Genomic DNA, 23,276 nt, shown 5'->3' with positions numbered 1-23,276 from the left:
CCCAGATCGATTTTAGGAGGATTCATGTTCCGTACCCGTGCTTTCCTGGCAACCCTGGCGGTGGCTGCTGTCCTGGCTGGTTGCAGCACTGGCGGTAACTCGGGGGGTGGCAAGGCGCCCGAGGCGTCGGCGGGCAATGATGGCCGCTGCGAGGCCAGCGGTGCCGACTTCGCCATCGGCAAGCCGGGCAGCGCCGACCTGCTGGAGCAGGCGCGCAAGGCCAGTGGTTCGCAGATGGCGCGTATTCTCAAGCCGCACGACGTGGTAACCCTGGAGTACCGCTCCGAGCGCCTGAACCTGAATGTGGACGAGCAGGGTGTGGTGACCCGCGTCAACTGCGGTTGACAGCTGCGCCGCCGCCCCTTGTGGGAGCGGCCTTGCGTCGCGAAAGGGGTGCGAAGCGCCCCCAGGGTTTCAGCTTCGCCGCATGAATTGCCGGGGCCGCATCGCGGCCCTTTCGCGACGCAAGGCCGCTCCCACAGAAAAGCGAGCGCCCATAAAAAAACCCGCCACAAGGGCGGGTTTTTTTACAGCTGCCCGAATTACTCCGGACGAACCTGCGCAGCCTGCATGCCCTTCTGGCCGCGCTCGGCGACGAAGGAAACAGTCTGGCCTTCTTTCAGGCTCTTGAAGCCGTCGGATTCGATGGCTTTGAAGTGTACGAACAGGTCGTCGCCGCCGCCTGCTGGGGTGATGAAGCCGTAGCCTTTCTCATCATTGAACCATTTGACGGTGCCTTGTTGGCGATTGGACATGAGGTGAATCTCCAGAACATTTAGTTTTTTCAGTGGTGCAATGTGGCCGAGGCTACGGAGCACGGGCAACATCATAGTCTAATTCTGCGCATCTAGCGCCTTTTACCTTCGCAGGATATTGATCCAGGCCAAATAATGCGTGAATCAAACCCTGCGCACGGCTCATTTTGGCTTGCAGGCAGCCTGTACGGTCATCTGTGCCTTCTTCATCAGGTTGGCATCCACGCCGTCGGTGCTGTCCAGGTCAGCGATCTCCTTATCGGTGAAATTCTTTTTGATGGCCTGGGCACCACATTCGCAGTGCTTTTTCGCGGCTGCGGCGTCAACGCCCTGGCCGCTGGCCACCTGTTGGCACTGGGTCATGTAGTGGCCCTCCTTCCCGGGAGGGAAGTTGCCAGCATTGGCAGCCACGGGCAGCAGCAGTGCGCCAGCGGCCACCAGGGCCAGAAGAGACGGTACTCGCATAACCAGTTACTCCTTGGGTTAAGGTCTCAACAAGAGTAGGTTGCTTCCCAAGGTCTGATAGGAATTTTTCCGCGATAGTTCACCGAGGCGGCGTAATTTCCAAATATTTCTGCGTGGCGCGCAACCCGCGTGCTAGCATGCCCGGCTTGCAGCTGACAATGTTCAGCTTGCAGCTATCTTTTTTATTTCCAGTCACTCTGGTTCGTCCCTGGCAAGCCGAAAGGCTTCTGCCACTGTGAGGCAGGCTTCCCTGAAGGGAAGGCAGGTCGGATCTTGTACTGGCTCATCCCAACCCACGTGACCTTTGGTAGGGGTCACCACTAGGAGAGGAGGCGCCATGCCCGTTATTACTCTTCCCGATGGCAGTCAACGTTCGTTTGATCACGCCGTATCCGTCGCCGACGTCGCCGCTTCCATCGGCGCAGGCCTGGCCAAGGCCACCGTGGCCGGCAAGGTCGACGGCAAGCTGGTTGATGCTTGCGACCTGATCCACAACGACGCCACCCTGCAGATCATCACCCCTAAAGATGCAGAGGGACTGGAGATCATTCGTCACTCGTGTGCCCACCTGGTCGGCCACGCGGTGAAGCAGCTGTACCCGACCGCCAAGATGGTGATCGGCCCGGTGATCGACGAAGGCTTCTATTACGACATCGCCTACGAGCGCCCCTTCACCCCAGAAGACATGGCCGCCATCGAAAAGCGCATGATGGAGCTGATCGAAAAAGACTACGACGTGGTCAAGAAGGTCACCCCGCGCGCCGAAGTCATCGACGTGTTCAAGGCCCGTGGCGAAGACTACAAGCTGCGCCTGGTCGAAGACATGCCGGACGAGCAGGCCATGGGCCTGTACTACCACGAAGAATACGTCGACATGTGCCGTGGCCCGCACGTGCCGAACACTCGTTTCCTCAAGGCATTCAAGCTGACCAAGCTGTCCGGCGCCTACTGGCGCGGCGATGCCAAGAACGAGCAGCTGCAACGCGTGTACGGCACCGCCTGGGCCGACAAGAAGCAGCTGGCCGCCTACATCCAGCGCATCGAAGAAGCCGAAAAACGCGACCACCGCAAGATCGGCAAGCAGCTCGACCTCTTCCACCTGCAGGAAGAAGCCCCGGGCATGGTGTTCTGGCACGCCAACGGCTGGACCGTGTACCAGGTGCTCGAGCAGTACATGCGCCAGGTTCAGCGCGTCAACGGCTACCTGGAAATCAAGACCCCGCAGGTCGTCGACCGCATCCTCTGGGAGCGTTCCGGCCACTGGTCGAACTACGCCGAAAACATGTTCACCACTTCGTCGGAAAGCCGTGACTACGCGGTCAAGCCGATGAACTGCCCGTGCCACGTGCAGGTGTTCAACCAGGGCCTGAAGAGCTACCGTGACCTGCCACTGCGCCTGGCCGAGTTCGGTGCCTGCCACCGTAACGAGCCATCCGGCGCCCTGCACGGCATCATGCGCGTGCGTGGCTTTGTGCAGGACGACGCGCACATCTTCTGCACCGAAGAACAGGTGAAGAAAGAAGCCGCCGACTTCATCAAGCTGACCCTGGATGTGTACAAGGACTTCGGCTTCACCGACATCGCCATGAAGCTGTCGACCCGCCCGGCCAAGCGCGTGGGCTCCGAAGAGCTGTGGGACCGTGCCGAAGGCGCACTGGCCGACGCCCTGAACGAGTCGGGCCTGGAATGGGAATACCAGCCGGGCGAGGGCGCGTTCTATGGTCCGAAGATCGAGTTCACCCTGCGCGACTGCCTCGGCCGTAACTGGCAGTGCGGTACCCTGCAGTACGACCCGAACCTGCCAGAGCGCCTGGATGCCAGCTATATCGCCGAAGATAACAGCCGTGTTCGCCCGGTCATGCTGCACCGTGCAATCCTCGGTTCGTTCGAGCGCTTCATCGGCATGCTGATCGAGCACTACGCCGGCGTGTTCCCAGCCTGGCTGGCACCGACTCAGGCGGTGATCATGAACATCACCGACAAACAGGCCGATTTCGCCCTCGAGGTAGAAAATGCTCTGAACGGTAGCGGTTTCCGTGCCAAGTCGGACTTGAGAAATGAGAAGATCGGCTTTAAAATCCGCGAGCATACTTTGCTCAAGGTCCCGTACCTTTTGGTTATAGGGGATCGAGAAGTCGAAACACGAACCGTCGCTGTGCGTACTCGCGAAGGCGCAGACCTGGGCTCCATGCCCGTCGCCCAGTTCGCTGAGCTCCTGACACAAGCGGTTTCCCGGCGTGGTCGCCAAGAATCGGAGTAATGACTATTAAGCGTGAAATGAGAAACGATAAGCGTGCTGTACCGAAGGCCCCGATCAACGAGAATATCTCGGCCCGCGAGGTTCGGTTAATTGGCGCTGATGGCGAGCAGGTTGGCATCGTCTCGATTGATGAAGCGCTTCGTATCGCTGATGAAGCGAAGCTGGATCTGGTAGAAATCTCTGCAGACGCGGTACCGCCGGTCTGCAAGGTCATGGACTACGGCAAGCACCTCTTCGAGAAGAAGAAGCAGGCTAACGAAGCCAAGAAAAACCAGAAGCAGATTCAGATTAAAGAAATCAAGTTTCGTCCAGGGACGGAGGATGGGGATTACCAGGTAAAACTACGCAACCTGGTACGTTTCCTTACCGATGGGGACAAGGCCAAGATCTCTCTGAGATTCCGTGGTCGTGAGATGGCCCACCAGGAGCTGGGCATGGAGCTGTTGAAGCGGGTTGAAGCTGACCTCGCCGAATACGGCACCGTTGAGCAGCATCCGAAGATGGAAGGACGCCAGCTTATGATGGTCATCGCCCCCAAGAAAAAGAAGTAATCTCCCGGGCACGGCAGGCCTGATGATTATTGTGTAATTTTTATCGAATGCGGAGTTCAACATGCCAAAAATGAAAACCAAAAGCGGTGCTGCGAAGCGCTTCCTGAAGACAGCTTCGGGCTTCAAGCACAAGCACGCTTTCAAGAGCCACATCCTGACCAAAATGTCGACCAAGCGTAAGCGTCAACTGCGCGGTGCCAGCTTGCTGCACCCGTCCGACGTGGCAAAAGTCGAGCGCATGCTGCGCGTTCGTTAATTCTGGTTAAGATAGAGGAAGTTACTCATGGCTCGTGTTAAGCGCGGCGTTATCGCTCGTAAGCGTCACAAAAAAATTCTGAAACTGGCTAAAGGTTACTACGGTGCACGTTCGCGCGTATTCCGTGTTGCCAAGCAAGCGGTCATCAAGGCAGGCCAATACGCCTACCGCGACCGTCGCCAGAAGAAGCGTCAGTTCCGCGCACTGTGGATCGCTCGTATCAACGCCGGTGCCCGCACCAACGGTCTGTCCTACAGCCGTCTGATTGCTGGCCTGAAAAAGGCTTCGATCGAAATCGACCGTAAGGTTCTGGCCGATCTGGCAGTGAACGAAAAAGCGGCGTTTGCTGCGATTGTCGAGAAAGCTAAAGCCGTTCTGGCTTAAGTACCCGCGACAATCACCCGGCGGCGCGTGCGCTGCCGGGCATTGAACGTCATCGATAGGGGAAGAGCCTTCAAAGCTCTTCCCCTATTTTCGTATCTGGAGTCTGTACATGGAAAACCTGGATGCGCTGGTCTCCCAAGCCCTAGAGGCCGTCGAGCGCGCTGAAGACATCACTACCCTGGAACAGATCCGGGTTCAGTACCTCGGCAAGAAGGGCGAACTGACCCAGGTGATGAAGACCCTGGGTAACCTGCCAGCCGATGAGCGCCCGAAAGTCGGCGCCCTGATCAACGACGCCAAAGAGCGCGTCACCGTCGTGCTCAACGCACGCAAGGCTGCCTTCGAAGAAGCCGAGCTCAGCGCTCGCCTGGCCGCCGAATGCATCGACGTGACCCTGCCAGGCCGTGGCGAGACCACCGGCGGGCTGCACCCGATCACCCGTACTCTCGAGCGCATCGAGCAGTTCTTCACCCACATCGGCTACGGCATCGCCGAAGGCCCTGAGGTCGAAGACGACTACCACAACTTCGAAGCGCTCAACATCCCTGGCCACCACCCGGCCCGGGCGATGCACGACACCTTCTACTTCAATGCCAACATGCTGCTGCGCACCCACACCTCGCCGGTGCAGGTGCGGACCATGGAGTCCACCCAGCCGCCAATCCGCATTGTCTGCCCTGGCCGCGTGTACCGCTGCGACTCGGATATCACCCACTCGCCGATGTTCCACCAGGTCGAAGGCCTGCTGATCGACCGCGGCATCAACTTCGCCGACCTCAAGGGCACCATCGAAGAATTCCTGCGGGTGTTCTTCGAGAAAGAACTGGCCGTGCGCTTCCGCCCGTCGTTCTTCCCGTTCACCGAGCCGTCCGCCGAAGTCGACATCCAGTGCGTGATGTGTTCCGGCAAGGGCTGCCGCGTGTGCAAGCAGACCGGCTGGCTGGAAGTCATGGGCTGCGGCATGGTGCACCCGAACGTGCTGCGCATGTCTGGCATCGACCCGGAAGAGTTCCAAGGCTTCGCCTTCGGCATGGGCGCCGAGCGCCTGGCCATGCTGCGCTATGGCGTCAACGATTTGCGTCTGTTCTTCGATAACGACCTGCGGTTCCTGGCGCAATTCCGCTAGGCCCAATCGACGCACTTTCTAGGAGAACAGCATGAAATTCAGTGAACAGTGGCTGCGCGGTTGGGTAAACCCGCAAGTCTCCCGTGACGAACTGGTCGCCCGCCTGTCCATGGCCGGCCTCGAAGTCGACAGCGTGACCCCCGCTGCCGGCCAGTTCAGCGGCATCGTCGTGGGCGAAATCCTCGCCACCGAACAACACCCGGACGCCGACAAGCTGCGCGTGTGCCAGGTGAGCAACGGCCAGGAAACCTTCCAGGTCGTGTGCGGCGCACCTAACGCCCGCCCAGGCATCAAGATCCCGTTCGCCATGATCGGTGCCGAGCTGCCAGGCGACTTCAAGATCAAGAAGGCCAAGCTGCGCGGCGTCGAGTCGTTCGGCATGCTCTGCTCGGCAGCCGAGCTGCAGATCAGCGAAGAAAACGACGGCCTGCTGGAACTGGCTGCCGACGCCCCGGTGGGCGAAGACATCCGCCAGTACTTGAGCCTGGACGACGCCAGCATCGAGATCGGCCTGACCCCGAACCGCGGTGACTGCCTGTCCATCGCAGGCCTGGCCCGCGACGTCAGCGCCCTGTACGACGTGCCAGTCACCCGCCCGGTGGTGCCAGCCGTAGCCCCAGCCCATGACGAAGTGCGCCCGGTTGAAGTCAGCGCCCCGGCCGCTTGCCCACGCTACCTCGGCCGCGTCATCCGCAACGTCGACCTGAGCAAGCCGACCCCGCTGTGGATGGTCGAACGCCTGCGCCGCAGCGACGTGCGCAGCATCGACGCCGCCGTCGACATCACCAACTACGTGATGCTCGAACTCGGCCAGCCGATGCACGCCTTCGACCTCGCCGAAATCAACGGCGGCATCCGCGTGCGCATGGCTGAAGAGGGCGAGAAACTTGTCCTGCTCGACGGCCAGGAAGTGGCCCTGCGTGCCGACACCCTGGTCATCGCCGACCACACCCGCGCCCTGGCCATCGCCGGCGTCATGGGTGGCGAGCACAGCGGTGTGAACACCGAAAAAACCCGCGACCTGTTCCTCGAAAGCGCCTTCTTCGAGCCGATCTCCGTCGCCGGTAAAGCCCGTTCCTACGGCCTGCACACCGATGCCTCGCACCGCTACGAGCGCGGCGTCGACTCGCAGCTGGCCCGCGAAGCCATCGAGCGTGCCACCCAGCTGATCCTCGACATCGTCGGCGGCGAAGCCGGCCCGGTGGTCGAAGCCGTCAGCGAACAGCACCTGCCGAACGTCGCCCCGGTTACCCTGCGCGCCGAACGCATCACCCAGATGCTCGGCATGCAGATGGACCCGGCCCAGGTCGAGCAGCTGCTCAACAACCTTGGCCTGGCGACTACGGCTAACGGGGCAGGGCAGTGGACCGTCAACGTCCCAAGCCACCGCTTCGACATCAGCCTGGAAGTCGACCTGATCGAAGAGCTGGCCCGCCTGTACGGTTACAACAACCTGCCAGTGCGCTACCCGCAAGCCCGCCTCGCGCCGCAAGCCCGCCCGGAAACCCGCGGCGAGCTGCCAAACCTGCGCCGCCTGCTGGTTGCCCGCGGCTACCAGGAAGCCATCACCTACAGCTTCATCGACCCGAAACTGTTCGAGCTGTTCAGCCCAGGCGTAGAGCCGCTGCTGCTGGCCAACCCGATCTCCAACGACATGGCCGCCATGCGCGCCTCGTTGTGGCCGGGCCTGGTTAAGGCACTGCAGCACAACCTCAACCGCCAGCAAGACCGCGTGCGCCTGTTCGAAAGCGGCCTGCGTTTCGTCGGCCAGCTCGGTAACCTGCAGCAGCAGCCAATGATCGCCGGCGTCGTCACCGGCAGCCGCCTGCCGGAAGGCTGGGCCAACGGCCGCGACACCATCGACTTCTTCGACGTCAAGGCCGACGTGGAAGCCCTGCTGGGCTACAGCGGCGCCCTGAGCGACTTCACCTTCGCCGCCGGCAAGCACCCAGCCCTGCACCCAGGCCAGACCGCTGTGATCCAGCGTGACGGCAAGGACGTAGGCTACCTCGGCGCCATCCACCCAGAGCTTGCCAAAGCCCTGGACCTGGACCGCCCGGTGTTCGTCTTCGAGCTGGTATTGGGTGATGTGGTCGAAGGCCGCCTGCCGAAATTCAGCGAACTCTCCAAGTTCCCGGAAACCCGTCGCGACCTGGCTTTGATTGCAGGACGTGATGTAGCTTCTCAAGACGTGCTTGAAGTAATTCGTGACAATGCAGGCGAATGGCTCACAGACCTCAGGCTGTTTGATGTCTACCAAGGTAAAGGCATTGATCCTGATAGAAAAAGCCTTGCCGTCGGCTTGACCTGGCAGCATCCATCGCGCACTCTTAACGACGATGAGGTGAACACTACCCTGCAAAACATCCTCACCTCGCTCGAACAAAGGTTGAACACCACGTTAAGGAAATAACGGCATGGGTGCTCTGACGAAAGCTGAGATGGCCGAAAGGCTGTACGAGGAGCTGGGGCTTAACAAGCGTGAGGCCAAGGAGCTGGTCGAGCTGTTTTTTGAAGAAATTCGGCACGCACTTGAAGAGAACGAGCAGGTCAAGTTGTCCGGTTTCGGCAACTTCGACCTTCGCGACAAACGCCAGCGGCCGGGCCGCAACCCCAAGACAGGGGAAGAGATCCCGATCACTGCACGGCGCGTCGTCACCTTTCGTCCAGGGCAGAAGTTGAAGGCCCGGGTTGAGGCCTATGCTGGAACCAAGCCATAACGACGAACTGCCCCCCATACCGGGCAAACGCTACTTCACCATTGGTGAAGTGAGCGAGTTGTGTGCCGTGAAGCCACACGTGCTGCGGTATTGGGAGCAGGAGTTTCCTCAGCTCAACCCTGTGAAGCGGCGGGGGAACCGGCGGTATTATCAGCGGCAAGATGTGCTGATGATTCGCCAGATTCGCGCGCTGCTTTATGACCAGGGATTTACCATTGGCGGGGCGCGGTTGCGGCTCTCCAGTGATGAGGTGAAGGATGAATCGAGCCAGTACAAGCAGCTGATTCGGCAGATGATTGTCGAGTTGGAGGATGTGTTGGTGGTGTTGAAGAAATGACCTTGCGGTTTTGATGGATGGAAAATTTTTTTTTAGAAAAAGGTTTCATTTATCAGGAGGTTAGGGTACATTCTTCAACGTTCTCGGCAGGATTGAGAACATGCTTCAAGCCCAGTCGGGGCGTAGCGCAGCCCGGTAGCGCACTTGCATGGGGTGCAAGGGGTCGAGTGTTCGAATCACTCCGTCCCGACCATTATTGAAACAAAAAAGCCCAGTCGGTGACGACTGGGCTTTTTTGTTTTGCGGATACTAACTCCGAATACAACATTCTAAATATTTCTAATTGAATTCAAGTATAGCTTCTTGCTATCATTCCCTATTTGTAATTTTTGGGGGGCAAATGAACTCTGAATTAGAGCCACCAACGATAATTGATCTATTTTGTGGCTGTGGGGGCTTTTCTCTTGGGGCAAAGCTTGCTGGTTTTGACGCACTTGTTGCCGTTGATATTGATCCTGATATCCAGTCAAGCTACAAGAAAAATTACCCCCTCACAAGAACACTTGAAGGGAACGTTGCTGATATAACTCTCTCCGATTGGCGAGAAATTATAGGCAACAGGCGTCCCGATGGCATTATAGGTGGCCCTCCTTGCCAAGGTTTTAGTCGAATCGGAAAACGCCAAAAAGATGATCCAAGAAATAGTCTGATTTTTCACTATTTTAGGCATGTGAAAGAATTAGGCCCAAAATTTTTCGTTATGGAGAATGTTGAGGGGATTCTGGATGAGGATGGTATTGAAATCCTAGAAGCAGGGATGGCTCAAGTTTCAGATATTTATACTATCTTGGGGCCTTTTGTTATCAATGCCGCTGATTATGGGGCACCTACCAATAGATATCGAGTTTTAGTTGTAGGTTATAGGTCAGATGAAATGAATGCTTTATCCTTGGGGGACTTTGAAAAAGGGAAAGTATTTGCTCATACAACTGTTAAGCAAGCGATTTCAGACTTGCCTCGACCTATATCCTCTTCAAAAGAAAATACATATCATTGGAGTGAGTATTCAATCAACCCGGCTGTGAAAATTTCTGAATACGCAAAGAAAATGCGTAAGGTTCCTCGTGTTAAAGGACTGGGTTGGAAGGAGTCGCTACAGAAACTTAGGCTAGGTCAAGTCTCTGGGCTGGCGGAGACTAAGCATACTGATGTTGTAGCTCAACGTTATGCCTCAACACCGCCGGGGAAAGCAGACCCGATAAGTAAGTCTTATCGCTTAGCTTGGGAGGGGTTGAGTCCTACATTGAGAGCGGGTACAGGTAGTGATAAGGGCTCATTTCAAGCGGTTCGTCCTCTCCATCCTGAGTTCGGTAGAGTTATTACCGTTCGAGAGGCAGCTCGCCTACAAGGGTTTCCAGATTGGTATGTCTTCCACCCTACTAAATGGCATAGTTTTAGGATGATAGGAAACAGCGTCTCCCCCCTTGTTTCTTTCTCTGTTATGTCGGTTATCTTAAAAGCAATGCTCATAATAGAAAACAAATCTGCAGCTTAGGAAGCATGGAGTGCTGTAAATGTCCGCCCCAGAAAAAATTTCAATTGATACACGGCCGAGCAAAGCTGTTGTTGTAGATAGTTTGACTCGCGATATCTCGATACAGGCTTGTATTTTTGACTTGATCGATAATTCAATCGATGCTGCTCGTAATACAATGTCTAGAATTCAGTCAGGGGCGGATAGTGGCGCATTGCCTGAAAGCTATCAAGCCTATAAGATATGTTTGAATTTTAGCGGTGATTTTTTTTCAATAAGTGATAATTGCGGCGGCATCGCTGCTGAGCACCTGAAAAAATCAGTTTTGAGATTTGGCGAAAGGTCCGCGCATAATCTTGGAATCGGAGTTTTTGGTGTAGGTCTAAATCGAGCTCTTTTCAGGATTGGTAAGGTTACTTATTTAGAGTCAGATACCGGTTTAGAACGATGCGTGTTGAGTCTCGATACTGATAACTACCTGCAGACAGAAGGATGGGATTTGGCTGCAGAGAAGTATTCAAGTACTGGGAAGGTTGGTACGTCTATTAAAATCAGTTCCTTCTCTAATGAAACATCTCAACTTATGGCTGGGGAGGACTTTGAGGCGGATCTGATCTCGGAGATTGGTAGAAGGTACGGTAAATTTATTGACAAACAATTGATCATTGAAGTCAATGAGCAGGAGGTGGAAAGCCAGCTTGTCAAACTGAGGGTTGATGGACCATATGCTACTGATTCGAAATTCTTCAAGGTTTCAGAGGGTATCTCGGTATACATTGAATGCGGCCAGCATTCGAAACATAAATTTTCTGCTGAAAGAGGTTATGATAAAGCTAGTAATTCTCAGCTAACTGGCGAGTATGGCTGGAATATTTATTGTAATGAGCGTGCTGTCCTGATTTCTGATAAGTCATGGAAGACGGGCTGGCTGACAAAGTTTCATACTGAGTTTTATGGTTTTGTTGGGCATGTAAGCTTTATATGTAAAGATCCATCTCGGCTTCCTTGGAATACCACGAAATCTGATGTTGATTTAAATAATTCTGCTTATCAAGCTGCGCTTAAAGATATGGCAAAGTTTGCGTTGAATTGGCGGAAGAATTCTGGCGATGCTAAAAGCAAGAAAAAGAATCATGAAGTTTTGGAAGGGCAGCCTCAAGATTTACCAGGGCCAGATTCAGCTGCGCCAGGAGTGAATGCTGGCGCTAAGCCTGCGCCTAAACCAAAACCAAAACCAGAGAATCCCTCCGGGCCGATTAAAAAACCGACAGAAAAAATTGATCATAACAAGTTTATGACAATTCTTCCGCAGGATGTGGATGAGTTGCATTGCAATGATAAGAATTTAGCTCTGGTTCATGAAGCGAAGAGACTTAATCTTGGCGAAATGACGTATTCTGGTTTGGTCTTGATGCGTATGCTTTTTGAATCGTGCTCTGTTTGCTTCTTGGTTAGAAAAGAAATATATGGTGAGCTCAAGGAGGAAGTATTAAATTCTCGAAATCAAGAACGAGCTAAACAAGGTAGAAGCAAGCTAAGTTCCAAGGAAGAAAAGGGTCTCGAGCCTAGTATGGATGAGATCATCTTGTTTCTTCAGCGTCGAGATGATGTTTGGGGTGAGGCTCAGAAGAACAAAATTAAGCACAGTCTTGCAAAGTTCTCAAATTATAAGTCCACACTGAATTCGGCTGCTCACAACGCATTCCAGCTTGTCAATAAGTATGAGTCTTTTAGTATTAGGGATTCTGTTCTTCCAATTTTGAGGCATTTGATTGAGGAAGGCTGAGGCTTTTCATAAAACAGCTATGTTCTGAGTTGAATCTGTCGTTTGATTGATGTTTGACGTGAGGATTCTATGTGTATGGTCCAGCAATGAAATGGTGCGAATTGATAGTGAGTCGTTCCTGACTTTTCGTCCAGGTTTCACAGATCACCGTTAAGCTCAGGGCCTTGAGATGTCTGGTGAAGTTGAAGGCCCTCACGAAAGCCAGTATGCGCGCTTGCATCGAGAAGTCTGGATTGTAGAAGGCTCTTGAACCTAGTGATGTTGATCGTCCGGTTCATGCGCTCGACCTGGCCATTATTCCACTGGTGATAGGTTTGGCCGGTGGATGCTTGGTGGCGTCTCATTGCAGACGCGATAAAAATGTGTACATCGAGCATATTACTCGCGCCGTTGCGATATCGGGGCTGCTTGATGCATGCTACGGCGCTTTAGTCAGGATGTTGTGCATCTTGTGCGGAAACGCCTGCACAACCTGACGTAGAGACTCAGCACCATTGCGCTTGGTCGGTAAACGCTCTATATAACCCACCCTGTATATGGAGCGCTTATTATGTGATCGCCACTTGTCGATGGCTTTCACGTTCAGTCGGCAGTAGGCGGCGAGCCTTCGATTCGACTATTTCGACGCTTCGTGCTCTGCTCGAACTAGCGGCGCCGTGCGACCGAACCACGGATACATCTTTTCAAAATGCGTTCTCCATTTGGGTGTAAGGACGCCCCATGACTTTCTTGGACTAAGTCATTGGTGTTCGTGCCGTCATCGACGATTGCTCCCGAAACTATACAAAGGGTTGCAGCAGGCGAGCTTTCTTTTAACAGCAGCCTTAGAGGCCTGATGCGGCTTGATTTTTCGTAGGAAAAAGCTGAGAGTGGCTGCGAAAATAATCGCAAGGACGCACAGCCAGTGCCTCACCTTTCCCAATTGAAAAGTCCCGCCGCCGTTCAAGCCGCAATGGACGAATTTTCGCACCTGGGGCGAGTGGCGTTTCTCAGACGCTATGGCTTCGGTAAATCTAGAGACTACATGGTTCGAAACCCCCGAACCGGGGAGCCATGCGACTCCAAAGCTATCGTGGGTGTTGCTTTCGGAAAACAATTTCCAAGTCAAGGAGTGCTCAGAGCTGAGCATTTCTCTGGCGGTGAAATGACCGTGGTTCCGCTGCTTCGGGCTTTGGGTTTCGAGATTCTTCGAGCGGGGGAGGATTGGACAGAAGAAGAGGTTCACTCCACCGTCGTGGACTATTTCGAAATGCTCCGTTTGGAAGCTGACGGTTCGCCCTACAACAAGTCCGAGCACAACGAGGCTCTCCGCAAGCAGTTAAAAGAGCGAAGCAAGGGTGCGGTCGAACTTAAACACCAGAACATCAGTGCTGTTCTCAACGGTATGGGCTTGCCTTTCATCCAAGGCTACAAACCGCGTGGTAACAGTCAATTGCTATTGCGCAAAGCTGTCCAGGATTACGTATTTCTACATTCGGCAGAAGTGAGCAAGATCGTCGATAGGCTGGAAGAGGTGAAGATTCCGGCACAGAAATCCTACTCTGCGGTGTTGGTGGAATCTCCAGTGATGGAGGAGCGGCAAAAGCTCGTTTCGTCGACACGTTCGCGACAACGTCTACCGCGCAAATTTGACTATGCTGCTCGAGACGAAGCAAATCGCAAGCTTGGACGATTGGGAGAGCATTGGGTGATTGGCTACGAGCAGCACCGGCTTACCGAAATGGGTCATCCTGAGCTGTTTCAGAAATTGGAGTGGATCTCGGAGAATCAAGGAGATGGCGCTGGCTTCGATATCCTCTCGTTTGATAGCGATGTTCTCCATCGCTACATCGAAGTGAAGGCCACGAATGGGGGGATCGCGTCATCGTTTGTCGTTAGCCACAATGAGCTGGAATTTTCTGCGGAGGCTGGGGATCAGTTTTATCTCTACCGGGTTTTCCAGCTTAGCGGCGAGCCGAGGCTTTTCATTCTGCGGGGCGATTTATCTAGCCAGTTGTACTTAAAGCCGCTGGATTTCAGAGCCAGTTTCCGTGAGCATTTCAGGTAGTGCAGCTGTGCATGGGTTGGCAGTCCGATGAAGGCCAAGCCGGCGCACACGAGGTGCCCCTCACACAGCCACCATAAAGCGAACCGCATGTTTGGTCGTCATCAGCCTGTCGAAGCTAGTCGTTGATGTGCATTGAGCGGGTGCGATTCCACTTAGTGATGATGGCGCTATGGCATCAAAGGCCGGTAGACTTGGATAAGACCGCTCTTTCGACAATTTCAATTTGGATGCTATGGAACTCATCAGTACCGCAAATGCGCTGCAAGCGCATCTCAAACGTCTCATCGAAGGCCACGACTCCATTTCCTTCGGCGTTGCTTGGGCATCAGCAACCACTGATGTCTATAACGCTTTAATCAAAAATAAGACGAAGATCCGCAGCGGTGTGGTGGGCATTCATTTCTACCAGACTGACGCTCAAGTACTGTTGGATTTCGCAGGCTTCGAACACGTCAAATTCGTGATGCAGCCTGACGGCGTTTTCCACCCAAAGGTTTTCCTTTTCCGCAGTGATAACAGCTGGGAAGCCATCATTGGTAGTGCGAATCTGACTGCTGGTGCGCTGGGCAAAAATACGGAACTCAGTACATTGATAACTCACCGAGACGGTCTGAATATCCAGGAAATTCAGAGTCTTATCGAAGGGTATAGCCAGAACGCGCGCGTCGTAACCGAAGATGACGCAAAACGGTATCAGGCCATTCGAGACGCGAGGAAACCTCAGCTTGATAAACTGATGGACCTTTATGGAGAGCGAGCTGCAGGTAAGGCGGCCATTGACTCTAGCGTTATGACGTTGGACTGGGAAAGCTATCTGGTGTTGCTGAAAGAGGACAAGCAACACGGCTTCAACGAGCGCTTGGCATTTCTGGATCAAATCAAGGTTGCTTTCGCCAGTGCTCCAACCTTCCAAGACCTTGATGGAGACACACGAAGGGCAATTGCGGGTTTGCCAAATAAAGTCATGGCATCTGCTGCTTGGTTTGGTTCGATGCGGGGCGCAGGTGTTTACAAGAATGTGGTTATAGAAAGGCCCGAGCCTTTGTCGAGAGCCCTGGAGCATATTCCTGAAAAAGGCACCGTCACCAAGGCGCAGTTCAACAAATTCATCGCACATTACCGCAGTGCTTTCCCTGATGGGCGTGACGGAATCGGTACGGCTACACGCTTGCTCAGCATGAAACGACCTGATCAGTTTCTTTGTGTCGACAGCGCTAATCGAAAACTATTGGCCAGAGATGTTGGACTGGTTCGACCTGACCAACTGGACTACCTGCGATACTGGGATGAGGTCATTGAGCGGATCATGGATGCACCGTGGTGGAGATCTGCAGCCCCGCCATCAGGGCTCGCCCTGAAAGCATGGAACGCTAGAGCAGCTATGCTCGATGCGCTCTTCTACCAGCCAAGAAGCAAATAACAAATTGATTGACTGAACTACAAGAATAGTTGTTACCACTTAGAAGGGGTATCATGCCCCTTTTTGTTTTACTCAAAAACGCCAAGGACTCAGCGCCTTCAAGTTCATCATCCCAATCTGCTGCGTAGACGCTTTGCTCTCCAGTTTCCCCGGATAAATAAGCTTCAACACGTACTCTACCCGTGCACTCCGCGTAGGAGTTACCAGTTCACCCAACTCCAAGACGACTTCGACTTCGATAATTGCCTTCTGCTCGGGATCATCCCGAAACATAGGATCAATCCACCCAGCGCCACAGCGGCTCATCCAGCAACCTAACCCCGCGCAATTGCGTGTGCCCCTGGTGCTTCTCCAGCTCCAGCACATTGCACCCCTGACACGCCGTCAACGCCTCGATCAGCGGCCTGCTGTGTGACACCACCCACACCTGGCTACGCTGCGAAGCGCGAATGATCAGCCGCGCCAGCGCCGGGAGCAGGTCGGCATGCAAGCTGGTCTCCGGTTCGTTGAGCACCATCAGCGATGGCGGCCGTGGCGTCAGCAGCGCGGCCATCAGCAACAGGTAGCGCAGGGTCCCGTCCGACAACTCGGCACCACCCAGCGAACGCAGCAGCCCGTGCTGGTGCAGCCGCACGCTGAACAGGCCACCCGGTGGCGCGTCGATCTCCAAGCGGCTGCCAGGGAATGCATCCTCCAGCGCGGCAACGAGGTCTTCTACCTCTCCGATCTCAATGATGGTCTGCAGCGCCGAAGCGAGGTTGCGTCCATCGTGGTGCAGCACTGGCGAGCGGGTGCCCAGCTGGGGCTGGCGGCAGGGGGCATCTGGGTCGATGCGGAAGTGATCGTAGAACCGCCAGCTATTGATGAACGCCCGTAGCTCGCCGATCTCTGGTGCCTGTCGCGGTCGACCAACGATGTTGAAGAAGCTCTCACAACTGTCGGCATGCTGATCGAGCACCGTCCAGCTGTTGCCCTCCCGGGCGCGCACCATCGCGTTCTTGCGCTCTACCAACAAGGAAGAGGGACGGTAGGCTCCAGCACCCCAGATGGCTTCAGATCTGATCTCGGGATCAAGCATGAATGCAGTGGGATAGGGCAGGGGAATAGGCAGGCCGAGCGAGATGGCAAAGCCGAAATCCTCGGTGGCAAAACCCAAGCGCAGGCGTTTGACGTCGCTCGGATGCTGGCCTTGAATGGGCACCTCTCCGCGCTTCATGCGTGCACTCATCTCAGGCCCGGCCCACCAGGTCGAATCCAGTCCGCCTTCACGGGCAAGTGCTTCGATCACGCCGCCTTGGGCGGTTTCGGCGAGCAGGCGTAGGGCTTTGTAGAGATTGGATTTACCGCTGCCGTTGGCCCCAGTCACCAGATTGAGTTGGCCTAGTGGCAACACAAGGTGATTGATCGAGCGGTAATTGCCGATGGCGAGGGTGGTGAGCATCCGGTGCGTCCCAGCTTTAACTGAGTGGCCGATTGTGGCTGAACTGGGTCGGCGTTACTACTGGTCAGCTTGGGTTCGGGAGTAGGGGCGGCTTTGTTCAAGTTCATCAAACAGGGCGCGAACCATCATGTTGAGGTAGTGAGAGGCAGCAACCCTTCGGTGGTCGCCTAGCATGACGCCGGTGTGGTTGAGGTAGCGGGCGCAGTCCAAGAGTTTTGAGGCTTGATCTTTGCCTTGGGTGGTGGCGATGCCAGGGAGCGCGGTGAGCATTCGTTGGAAGGGGCTGTAGCGAGGGCCTGGATTGTTGTTGCTCGAACTGCTCGGGGTGTTGATTTGGAGCATTGGTTAATTCTCCTGGAGGTTGGCGCAGGGGCTTGGATTGTTGGGGCCGCCTTGCGGCCCATCGCCGCGGTTCGTCGCCACGACAAGCGCGGCTCCCACAGGGGGGCTGGCACGACTTTAGTCTTTCATCATGCCCAGTTCGGCATCATCGAGCAGGGCCTTGGCCAGGGCGCTGAGGTAGTGCGAGGCCCAGAGCAGCTGAGGTTTGTCTTCCATCAGGCCGTCGATGGTCAGGTCGCGGACGTAGCCCATCAGTTCAGAGGCCTGTTCGCGGGCGCTTTGGCAAGGGATGCCGGGCTCGATGCGGAAGAGGGGATGGGTCTGGTTATCACCTTGGTAGAAGGTGGTTTTGCCGACTGTGAATTTGGTTTCTTCGGTCGCCATTGTTTGATCTCCCTGAAGTTGTAGCTGCCTGGGCTGGCCCAATCGCTCGCAAGCTGGGGACCCAAAGACGAAAGCGTCAGACCAGGCAGGATCATGATGCGAATTAATGCAGCGTCTGCGGATCGGCTGGTTTCTGGATTTGAACCAGCGCCGATTCGAGCAATTTGCGCAGGGTTTCGAGCTCGTGCATTGACGTCATGATCAACAACGACACGGGTGACTTGGGCTGCATCAGCATCGCCTGCTGGGCAACGACTTCGGCACAGAGGGCATAGTCTGCCGCCATCATCAGCGTGTCTTCGAGGGAGTGGAGATTGTGGGGTGGGTCTGGAACTATCTTCAGCATGCTTACGCTCCAACAATGGTTGAGCTGCGATCCACCTCGCTGTCAAACGGGAGGGTGGCAGCTGTACGCGGGTTGACAGACCGAGATTGTTGGCACTCGGCGCACAATAATGTGCCCGCACGTACAGCCGCCATAAGCGTGTGCACACGGACAACAATCGACGGTCTGTCAAAACCGATCGCTGAATTGGCAGCGACCGGCCGAGACTAGGATCCACATTGACCATGTGCAACGAAAAATGGGCGTCGGCAGTATCTTTGGGAAAGGTCCTACAAGGAAGGGGCTAAATCTGATTTTATTGGCCAGAGGGCGTAACAATATGTGACTGCTCAGCCCTGTAAGCCGACTCGAACAATTGCGGTAGTGGCCCACCCAACAAGGGTGAGCCACGTCAGAATCAGGCTCGCTTGCGCTTGAACAACTTGCCGAAGAAGCCAGCGATAGCCACCAACCCCAGGACGATAAACTTCTTGAACGCCAACAAGGCAACACCAATCTTGGCGAACAGGCCGGCCTTGGCGGCGATGCCACCGGCGACCAGGGCGGCCAGGCCGTATGGCGCCAGCTTGTCGGTCTTGGCGTCGTAGTCGGCGTAGCGGTTGCCGTCGGTGAAGTTGGTGAAGGCGAGGATCTTCGGCGTTTCCTGCTTGATGGTCTGCAGGTCGGCCATCGCCGCCACGGCGTTCAGCTCCAGCACGCCTTCGCGGCCCAGCACGCGGATGCTGTAGTTCAGCGTGGTCTGGTCGGCGTCTTCGGCCTTCAACTCGCGCGCCCAGTACATCTTGTGGGTAGCCTGATCGTAGCTTGGTGGCTCGGCCCAGCCCAACAGTGTCAGGCCGGCATAGCCTTGCTCGCGACGCGCCTTGTTGTCTTCTTCGTCATCGGCCTTCATCTGTTCGAGCAGGTCGGCGTAGTCGATCTTGGCTGCGTCATCGTCGGAAATGTGGCCGTCGTTCTTGTAGCTGATGATCACGCCCCAGCCGTTGTCGGCCAGTGGATTGACGGTGGTCGGGATGATCATGCCGAGGGTCTTGAAGCCCGGTGGGTTGCCCCAGCCTTCGGTCAGCAGGCGCTCGGTGTCGTCCGGCGACAGGTAGTAGAATTCGTTGTTGAGTTGCAGGCTGGCGATGCCGCTGGGCAGGGTGATGTTGCCGTGCTGTGGGTTGAGCGTGGCCAGCCACTGTTCGGCGGTCTGCTGCGGTTGTTCACTGGCGGTTGGCGCAGACGCGGGAGTGCTGGCGGCAATGGCGGGCAAAGTGGTTGCGCAGAGCAACACTGCCGCCAATAGCTGGCGCAGGTGTTTCATTGTAGTCCCTTACAATTTGAATTAATTTGGCCGCGCAGGATAACTGAAAGAACTGGCCAATCGCCAGAATTTCATGTTCGTTTCAATGCGCCAGCCTATTGCTGCGAACATTGGCGCAGTTGCTGCCATGCACTGCGTTGGATTGTTCGCGAGTGAACTTGCTCTTGCAGGGCCACTCTCCAGACGCCATCTGGTCGTAGCCTTCCGCCTGGCATTAACAGTATTTTCGGAATACACACTTACTACCGCAAGGAGCGAACAGATGACTCAACCACCGGATGGATTACCGATTTACCGGGTGCTCACCGGCCCCGATGACGCTTCCTTTTGCCACCGGGTCAGTGATGCCTTGAAGCTGGGTTATCAACTCCATGGCGGGCCTGCACTCACGTTTAATGGCAAAGATGTGATCGTGGCGCAGGCTGTTATCTGGCCAGAGGTGCATGGCGTTTCGTCTTGAGGGTGCAAGGTTGTTCGTCTTGGTATTTGTAGGGCCTGGGAGATCGAGCGCCGCCCGCGATGCGCCGCGCGGGCGGCGCTCGATCTCCCAGGCGCTGCATTTGCCAAGGCGAACACCTCGGCAAGGCAACCTCACCGCATCAGAACCGAACCGTAACCCCCGCATTCACCGAATGGTACCGGGCGTCCGACCCAAACTGCCCCTGATACGACAACCCCACTTCAGTCTGGCGGTTCACCTTCACCGTCGCCCCCAATTCAGTCATCGCCACATCACGCGTCTGGGCAATGCCCTGTACCGCAAAGTCCGGCCCACCGGCAAAGGCCTGCGTACTGCTCGGGTCCAGGTCACCATAAGCACGGCGCCACCCCAACGACCCGTAGAACCGGGTGTCATGGTCAGCCACACGTGTACGGGTTGAAGCACGCATGCCCACGGTCGAGAACCAGGTGTCTTGCTGCTCACTGGACACATCCAGCGCCGCAGCCCCACCTTTCTCATGGAAGCTGTCGGCATCGTATTTCACGTACGACACCCCCACGAACGGCTCCAGCGCCACTGCGCCCAAGCCGATGCGGTAAGCCGCCTCGCCACTGGCCTGCAGGGTGTTGGCGTCGCGCTTGCCCTTCAGGTGGTCGCTGAACCCGGCAAAGGCCACGTTGCGTTTGCTGTCCAGCTTGTGCCAGGTGTAGCCCACGTCTGCGCTCAGGCGCAGGGCATCGAGCTGGGCGCCGGTGTACAGGCCCAGGTGGTAGTTGTCGCTGTGGCCCTTGGCATCGGTGTCGTCGGCATCGAACTTGGTGCGGCTGTAGCCACCGTAGAGGCCTGCCCGCCAGTCGGGGTTGATGCTGCCGTCGGCACCAATCAGCACGCCGCCGGTCCGCTGGTGCAAACCGCCGGCGCCGTTGTTGCCGTCCAGCTTCGACCAGTTGCCAAAGGCCTGTGCCCAGGCTCCGCCTTCCATTTCAGGGGTGGTGGGCATGAAGCTCGACGCACCCAGCGGCATGCGCACGGTGGTGCTGTCGAACAGGTTGCGCAGGCGGGTGCCCAGCACGCCGGAGACCACTTGGCTGTTGGCGATCAGCGCGGTGCCGGTGCTGCCGTGGTAGTCGCCGGCGAGCTGATCGATGGCGTCGCGGGCGCTGTCGGCATCCAGCACCAGCAGGTTGTTGTACAGGCGCAGCGGCTCGCCGCTTTGTTGCAGCTCGCTCAGGGCGCCTGCGGTGTTCCACTGGTTCTGGGTAAGCGCCACGGTCTGGAAGATGCCGGGGGTGGCTGGCCCGCCGGTTTCTGGCGGCTGGACCGGGGGTTGTACGGGGGGCTGGACCGGGGGCTCGACCGGTGGCTGTACCGGCGGTTGAACCGGGGGCTCCACAGGCGGCTGGACCGGTGGCTGCACCGGGGGCTCTACGGGCGGTTCGACCGGTGGTTCAACAGGTGGCTCTGGCGTGGTGGTCTTCTGCGCGATGGTCAGGTTCAGTTCATTGGCCGTGCGCTGCAGGCTGACGTTGAGGAACGCCGAGTTGGTAAATGCCTGGGCATAGGCGGTGCCAGCAGCAGCGCCATCCACCACGCCGCCCTGGGCGGCCAGCAGGGTGTAGGTCTGCCCGGTCTGGTAGCTTTGCGCGTCGTTGAGCGTGGTGACATCGACACGGGTGCCACGCAGGGTCGCGGTGCCGCTGACGTTGACGCGGTCCGAGCCTCCATCGCCGGCAATGTCGGCGGCATAACGCGAGCCGGCCGCCATGTCCAGGTCGCCGTTGATCGTCAGGGTGCCCAGCGCGCCTTCACCCGGCGACAGGGTACCGCCCGAGGCGACCTGAGTGCTGCCGACCCGGCCGGTACCGGCCAGCACGCCGCCGTCCAGTACCTGGGCGCGGTTGCTGTAATTGCCGGCGCTGTCGGTATGGCCGACGGTGCCGTTGACCACCAGGGTGCCGTTGCCAACGCTCAGCAGCGAGGTGCCGCGTGGGTTGGTCTGGTCGACATCGCCGGCCAGCACCAGGCGCCCGCCACGTACCACCGTGCTGCCGCTCATGCCGGTCAGGTCGCCGCTCAGGGTGGTGTTGCCGCTGAAGGCATAGACCCGGCCCGCACCGCTGATGCTGTTGCTCACTTGCAGGTCGCTGTCGGTGTGGTTGAACGCCAATGCCCCGCTGCCGGCGCCAAAGCGGATCGCCGTTTGCGGGTCGAGGCGGCCGGCGGCTTGTGCGGTGCCGGCGGTGATTGCGTCGATATCGGTGCGGCTGTCGTCCCTGACCACTGCGCCACCGATACTGAGTGCGCCGCGTGCGGCTGAGTTGAGGCTGGTCAGCTCGCTGATGTCGATGCCGTCTGTGCTGCTCAGCTCGGCGCCGTTGGCCAGCACCAGGGTGGTGCTGGAGGTGGTGGTGCCCAGGGTCAGCGCGCGCGTGGCCAGGCGGGTGCCTTCGCCAGATACACTGACCACGGTATTACGGCTGATGTTGGCCGAACCCAGCTCCATCGAGTCGCTGGTCAGTACCGCGCCATCGCTCAGGCTGAGGTCGTTGCGGTTGCGGAAGCTGCCAGTGTTGTCCCAGCGCGTGTTGGCGCCGGACAGGTCGCTGATCGAGTTGATGGCCACGCGCTCGCTGGCCAGCTGCCCACCGTTTTGCAGGGTGATGCGCGAGTCATAGAGGAAGGTACCGCCGGAGGTCACGTTCACGGCATCCACCTTCGCACCTGGGCCGCTGACCACCAGGTTCGCCCGCGACAGGGCATTGCCGGCGTTGCCGTTGTCACTCAGCTGCAGGTCGCGCACAAACACTTCGCCGCCGTCGAGCACGTTGAGCGTGCCCTGGCCGGCGCCGCCGATGACGATGGTGTTACCCAGGACGGCTGTAGTGCGCGGCACCACCCAGCGGGTGCCTGGGCCTTGGACCGTGACAGTGGCCATGGCCGTACTGGCTTGGTTGTTGGTGGACGCGCCACCGATCCGTCCACCTTTGCTGGTGAGCACGGCGCCATTGTTGACGGTCAGGGTGGCGGGCACGCCGTTGCCGGGGCGCAGCGATACCGTGCCATCGTAGGCGCGATCGCTGCTGAACGTGTCCTCGCCGCTGTCGAGGACGTAGTCTGCGGCGTAGGCATTTGGCAACAGGGCGAGGGTGATCGAGAGTGCGAGCGGGGAGAGTCTGAATAGGGGGTTCATGGCGATTCCAGATATTCCATTAGATGCCACGCAAGTGGCTGCCAGCCCCGAGGGTGCTGGCGTTCCTTGGATGCAACGGATAGACGCTGGGAGTATCGGGAGGGCGTGGAGCGATGAGAATAGAACGCATGTGCTAGTGGTTTGCGGAACGTGACGCCGTGCACACAGCGGGCCGAGGCGGCTGGCGGATGCATCTGAATTATGTTCTGGCCGCCTGGTCAGGTAATGAGTCCCTTGCCTTTGG

22 protein-coding genes and 1 tRNA gene are annotated in these 23,276 nt (G+C 57.0%); 15 read left to right on the top strand and 8 right to left on the bottom strand.

The features are described from left to right. Positions 1 to 24: 24 nt before the first annotated feature. Entirely contained in the window at positions 25 to 345 is a 321-nt protein-coding gene (locus tag BUQ73_RS16270) for an I78 family peptidase inhibitor (protein ID WP_027920506.1), read from the top strand. Positions 346 to 542: 197 nt separating this feature from the next. On the opposite strand, the gene BUQ73_RS16265 is transcribed toward BUQ73_RS16270, so the two are convergent. Beyond that, complete coding sequence (locus BUQ73_RS16265; RefSeq protein WP_003250656.1) at positions 543 to 755, bottom strand: cold-shock protein; 213 nt, start codon at positions 753 to 755, stop codon at positions 543 to 545. Between the two features lie 162 nt (positions 756 to 917). Beyond that, a complete protein-coding gene (locus BUQ73_RS16260; RefSeq protein WP_079228838.1) occupies positions 918 to 1,220 on the bottom strand; it encodes a hypothetical protein in 303 nt (100 codons plus the stop codon). 337 nt (positions 1,221 to 1,557) lie between these two features. On the opposite strand from BUQ73_RS16260, the gene thrS reads away from it, so the two are divergent. The 13 genes from thrS to BUQ73_RS16190 all read left to right on the top strand — a co-directional run bounded on the left by thrS (position 1,558) and on the right by BUQ73_RS16190 (position 15,581). Further along, positions 1,558 to 3,480 carry a threonine--tRNA ligase gene (gene thrS, locus BUQ73_RS16250; protein ID WP_079228837.1) on the top strand — a complete coding sequence of 641 codons (1,923 nt, stop codon included), beginning with the start codon at positions 1,558 to 1,560 and terminating at the stop codon, positions 3,478 to 3,480. Then, positions 3,480 to 4,031: a translation initiation factor IF-3 gene (gene infC, locus BUQ73_RS16245; protein ID WP_012052879.1), complete on the top strand. Its 552-nt coding sequence runs from the start codon at positions 3,480 to 3,482 to the stop codon at positions 4,029 to 4,031. Before thrS ends, infC begins: the two co-directional genes overlap by 1 nt. Before the next feature lie 61 nt (positions 4,032 to 4,092). Next, entirely contained in the window at positions 4,093 to 4,287 is a 195-nt protein-coding gene (gene rpmI / locus BUQ73_RS16240; protein ID WP_003250667.1) for a 50S ribosomal protein L35, read from the top strand. Positions 4,288 to 4,314: 27 nt separating this feature from the next. Then, positions 4,315 to 4,671 carry a 50S ribosomal protein L20 gene (rplT, locus tag BUQ73_RS16235; RefSeq protein WP_003250671.1) on the top strand — a complete coding sequence of 119 codons (357 nt, stop codon included), beginning with the start codon at positions 4,315 to 4,317 and terminating at the stop codon, positions 4,669 to 4,671. A gap of 109 nt (positions 4,672 to 4,780) precedes the next feature. Then, entirely contained in the window at positions 4,781 to 5,797 is a 1,017-nt protein-coding gene (pheS, locus tag BUQ73_RS16230; protein ID WP_079228836.1) for a phenylalanine--tRNA ligase subunit alpha, read from the top strand. Between the two features lie 31 nt (positions 5,798 to 5,828). Then, on the top strand, positions 5,829 to 8,210 hold the full coding sequence (pheT, locus tag BUQ73_RS16225) for a phenylalanine--tRNA ligase subunit beta (RefSeq protein WP_079228835.1): 2,382 nt from the start codon (positions 5,829 to 5,831) through the stop codon (positions 8,208 to 8,210). A gap of 4 nt (positions 8,211 to 8,214) precedes the next feature. Beyond that, positions 8,215 to 8,517: an integration host factor subunit alpha gene (ihfA, locus tag BUQ73_RS16220; protein WP_003250679.1), complete on the top strand. Its 303-nt coding sequence runs from the start codon at positions 8,215 to 8,217 to the stop codon at positions 8,515 to 8,517. Beyond that, a complete protein-coding gene (locus BUQ73_RS16215) occupies positions 8,498 to 8,854 on the top strand; it encodes a MerR family transcriptional regulator (RefSeq protein ID WP_008100384.1) in 357 nt (118 codons plus the stop codon). Before ihfA ends, BUQ73_RS16215 begins: the two co-directional genes overlap by 20 nt. A 116-nt stretch (positions 8,855 to 8,970) precedes the next feature. Beyond that, positions 8,971 to 9,047 (top strand) — tRNA-Pro (locus BUQ73_RS16210). Between the two features lie 147 nt (positions 9,048 to 9,194). Beyond that, positions 9,195 to 10,349 carry a DNA cytosine methyltransferase gene (locus BUQ73_RS16205; RefSeq protein ID WP_079228834.1) on the top strand — a complete coding sequence of 385 codons (1,155 nt, stop codon included), beginning with the start codon at positions 9,195 to 9,197 and terminating at the stop codon, positions 10,347 to 10,349. A 19-nt stretch (positions 10,350 to 10,368) separates the two neighbouring features. After that, positions 10,369 to 12,114, top strand: coding sequence for an ATP-binding protein (locus BUQ73_RS16200; protein ID WP_079228833.1), 1,746 nt, complete (start codon positions 10,369 to 10,371; stop codon positions 12,112 to 12,114). Positions 12,115 to 13,018: 904 nt separating this feature from the next. Continuing rightward, the gene (locus BUQ73_RS16195) at positions 13,019 to 14,161 is read left to right on the top strand and encodes a DUF3883 domain-containing protein (RefSeq protein ID WP_192858659.1); all 1,143 of its coding nucleotides are present in this window, start codon (positions 13,019 to 13,021) and stop codon (positions 14,159 to 14,161) included. Between the two features lie 232 nt (positions 14,162 to 14,393). After that, entirely contained in the window at positions 14,394 to 15,581 is a 1,188-nt protein-coding gene (locus BUQ73_RS16190; protein WP_079228831.1) for a phospholipase D family protein, read from the top strand. A gap of 277 nt (positions 15,582 to 15,858) precedes the next feature. Here BUQ73_RS16190 and BUQ73_RS16180 read toward each other — a convergent pair whose 3' ends face one another. The 5 genes from BUQ73_RS16180 to BUQ73_RS16160 form a co-directional block, all read right to left on the bottom strand. Further along, the gene (locus BUQ73_RS16180) at positions 15,859 to 17,022 is read right to left on the bottom strand and encodes an AAA family ATPase (RefSeq protein WP_079228829.1); all 1,164 of its coding nucleotides are present in this window, start codon (positions 17,020 to 17,022) and stop codon (positions 15,859 to 15,861) included. A gap of 57 nt (positions 17,023 to 17,079) precedes the next feature. Continuing rightward, a complete protein-coding gene (locus BUQ73_RS16175) occupies positions 17,080 to 17,364 on the bottom strand; it encodes a DUF3077 domain-containing protein (protein WP_079228828.1) in 285 nt (94 codons plus the stop codon). A gap of 117 nt (positions 17,365 to 17,481) precedes the next feature. After that, complete coding sequence (locus tag BUQ73_RS16170; protein ID WP_079228827.1) at positions 17,482 to 17,748, bottom strand: DUF3077 domain-containing protein; 267 nt, start codon at positions 17,746 to 17,748, stop codon at positions 17,482 to 17,484. Positions 17,749 to 17,851: 103 nt separating this feature from the next. After that, entirely contained in the window at positions 17,852 to 18,094 is a 243-nt protein-coding gene (locus BUQ73_RS16165) for a hypothetical protein (RefSeq protein ID WP_060513428.1), read from the bottom strand. Between the two features lie 397 nt (positions 18,095 to 18,491). After that, the gene (locus tag BUQ73_RS16160) at positions 18,492 to 19,400 is read right to left on the bottom strand and encodes a DUF2167 domain-containing protein (protein WP_079228826.1); all 909 of its coding nucleotides are present in this window, start codon (positions 19,398 to 19,400) and stop codon (positions 18,492 to 18,494) included. 262 nt (positions 19,401 to 19,662) lie between these two features. Here BUQ73_RS16160 and BUQ73_RS16155 point away from each other — a divergent pair, with 262 nt between their 5' ends. Further along, the gene (locus tag BUQ73_RS16155) at positions 19,663 to 19,860 is read left to right on the top strand and encodes a DUF1737 domain-containing protein (RefSeq protein WP_079228825.1); all 198 of its coding nucleotides are present in this window, start codon (positions 19,663 to 19,665) and stop codon (positions 19,858 to 19,860) included. 139 nt (positions 19,861 to 19,999) lie between these two features. Here the strand turns inward: BUQ73_RS16155 and BUQ73_RS16150 are convergent, their stop codons facing one another. After that, a complete protein-coding gene (locus BUQ73_RS16150) occupies positions 20,000 to 23,032 on the bottom strand; it encodes an autotransporter outer membrane beta-barrel domain-containing protein (RefSeq protein ID WP_079228824.1) in 3,033 nt (1,010 codons plus the stop codon). Positions 23,033 to 23,276 lie beyond the last annotated feature (244 nt).

Source organism: Pseudomonas putida (assembly GCF_002025705.1).
Taxonomy (GTDB): Bacteria; Pseudomonadota; Gammaproteobacteria; order Pseudomonadales; family Pseudomonadaceae; genus Aquipseudomonas; species Aquipseudomonas putida_J.
This window is presented reverse-complemented; position numbering and strand designations above follow the sequence as displayed.

What these genes read in the sequence shown, in the direction of transcription:
- BUQ73_RS16215 (WP_008100384.1), top strand. Translation starts at nt 8,498, where the DNA reads ATGCTGGAACCAAGCCATAACGACGAACTGCCCCCCATACCGGGCAAA.
- thrS (WP_079228837.1), top strand. Translation starts at nt 1,558, where the DNA reads ATGCCCGTTATTACTCTTCCCGATGGCAGTCAACGTTCGTTTGATCAC.
- ihfA (WP_003250679.1), top strand. Translation starts at nt 8,215, where the DNA reads ATGGGTGCTCTGACGAAAGCTGAGATGGCCGAAAGGCTGTACGAGGAG.
- BUQ73_RS16180 (WP_079228829.1), bottom strand. Translation starts at nt 17,022, where the DNA reads ATGCTCACCACCCTCGCCATCGGCAATTACCGCTCGATCAATCACCTT.
- BUQ73_RS16200 (WP_079228833.1), top strand. Translation starts at nt 10,369, where the DNA reads ATGTCCGCCCCAGAAAAAATTTCAATTGATACACGGCCGAGCAAAGCT.
- rpmI (WP_003250667.1), top strand. Translation starts at nt 4,093, where the DNA reads ATGCCAAAAATGAAAACCAAAAGCGGTGCTGCGAAGCGCTTCCTGAAG.
- BUQ73_RS16170 (WP_079228827.1), bottom strand. Translation starts at nt 17,748, where the DNA reads ATGGCGACCGAAGAAACCAAATTCACAGTCGGCAAAACCACCTTCTAC.
- pheT (WP_079228835.1), top strand. Translation starts at nt 5,829, where the DNA reads ATGAAATTCAGTGAACAGTGGCTGCGCGGTTGGGTAAACCCGCAAGTC.
- BUQ73_RS16165 (WP_060513428.1), bottom strand. Translation starts at nt 18,094, where the DNA reads ATGCTGAAGATAGTTCCAGACCCACCCCACAATCTCCACTCCCTCGAA.
- BUQ73_RS16205 (WP_079228834.1), top strand. Translation starts at nt 9,195, where the DNA reads ATGAACTCTGAATTAGAGCCACCAACGATAATTGATCTATTTTGTGGC.
- BUQ73_RS16265 (WP_003250656.1), bottom strand. Translation starts at nt 755, where the DNA reads ATGTCCAATCGCCAACAAGGCACCGTCAAATGGTTCAATGATGAGAAA.
- infC (WP_012052879.1), top strand. Translation starts at nt 3,480, where the DNA reads ATGACTATTAAGCGTGAAATGAGAAACGATAAGCGTGCTGTACCGAAG.
- rplT (WP_003250671.1), top strand. Translation starts at nt 4,315, where the DNA reads ATGGCTCGTGTTAAGCGCGGCGTTATCGCTCGTAAGCGTCACAAAAAA.
- pheS (WP_079228836.1), top strand. Translation starts at nt 4,781, where the DNA reads ATGGAAAACCTGGATGCGCTGGTCTCCCAAGCCCTAGAGGCCGTCGAG.
- BUQ73_RS16190 (WP_079228831.1), top strand. Translation starts at nt 14,394, where the DNA reads ATGGAACTCATCAGTACCGCAAATGCGCTGCAAGCGCATCTCAAACGT.
- BUQ73_RS16270 (WP_027920506.1), top strand. Translation starts at nt 25, where the DNA reads ATGTTCCGTACCCGTGCTTTCCTGGCAACCCTGGCGGTGGCTGCTGTC.
- BUQ73_RS16150 (WP_079228824.1), bottom strand. Translation starts at nt 23,032, where the DNA reads ATGAACCCCCTATTCAGACTCTCCCCGCTCGCACTCTCGATCACCCTC.
- BUQ73_RS16160 (WP_079228826.1), bottom strand. Translation starts at nt 19,400, where the DNA reads ATGAAACACCTGCGCCAGCTATTGGCGGCAGTGTTGCTCTGCGCAACC.
- BUQ73_RS16155 (WP_079228825.1), top strand. Translation starts at nt 19,663, where the DNA reads ATGACTCAACCACCGGATGGATTACCGATTTACCGGGTGCTCACCGGC.
- BUQ73_RS16175 (WP_079228828.1), bottom strand. Translation starts at nt 17,364, where the DNA reads ATGCTCCAAATCAACACCCCGAGCAGTTCGAGCAACAACAATCCAGGC.
- BUQ73_RS16260 (WP_079228838.1), bottom strand. Translation starts at nt 1,220, where the DNA reads ATGCGAGTACCGTCTCTTCTGGCCCTGGTGGCCGCTGGCGCACTGCTG.